The sequence below is a fragment of the Amaricoccus sp. W119 genome, assembly GCF_047275745.1.
Lineage (GTDB): Bacteria > Pseudomonadota > Alphaproteobacteria > Rhodobacterales > Rhodobacteraceae > Amaricoccus.
On record NZ_JBKQWU010000196.1, the window covers coordinates 1 to 871 of the forward strand.

General features: G+C 65.9%; 1 protein-coding gene. It reads left to right on the forward strand.

The genetic code is table 11. The annotated features are described in order from the left end of the window. Positions 1-871, forward strand: an 871-nt coding sequence (istA, locus tag ACLJK8_RS22955; protein ID WP_413152702.1) for an IS21 family transposase, incomplete at both ends; no start/stop codon positions are given.

Consider the following 871-nt stretch of genomic DNA (forward strand, 5'->3'; position numbering starts at 1 on the left):
ATCGTGGTTCTCGCGGGCGTGACGACGACGGTGAAGGTGGCGCATGTCCGGCTGTGCCATAGCCGGATGTTCTTCGTGCACGCCTATCCGCGCGAGAGCCAGGAGATGGTATTCGACGCCCATGCCCGCGCCTTCGCGTTCTTCGGCGGCGCCTGTACGCGCGGGATCTATGATAACATGACGACCGCGGTGGACGCGGTGTTCCTGGGCAAGGAACGCAAGTTCAACCGCCGCTTCCTCCAGCTCTGCAACCACTATCTCGTCGAGCCGGTCGCCTGTACCCCGGCGGCGGGCTGGGAAAAGGGGCAGGTCGAGAACCAGGTCGGCGTGGTCCGCGAGCGGTTCTTCACGCCCCGCCTCCGCTTCGCCAGCTACGAGGAATTGAACGCCTGGCTGCTCGACCGCTGCCTGGAGCATGCCCGCGCCCACCGGCATCCCGAGCTTCGGGATCGCACCGTCGCCGACGTGTTCGAGGAGGAGAAGCCCGCGCTGATGCGCTTGCCGGCGGCTCCGTTCGACGGCTTCCACGCCGTTCCCGCCTCGGTCTCGAAGACGCTGCTCGTGCGGTTTGATTACAACAAGTATTCGGTGGCCGCGCGCGCTCTCGGGCGGCCGGTCGAGGTCCAGGCCTATGCCGACCGCGTCGTCATCCGTCAGGGTGACGATATCGTCGCTGAGCATGTTCGGCGGTTCGGCCGCGAGCAGACCGTCTATGATCCTTGGCACTATGTGCCTGTACTGGCGAAGAAACCCGGTGCGCTGAGGAATGGAGCGCCATTCAAGCAGCTCGCGCTCCCGCCCTCGCTGGAACGGTTGCGCGGCCGCCTGCGCGGCAGTGACGACGGCGACCGCCAGATGGTGAAGATTCTGA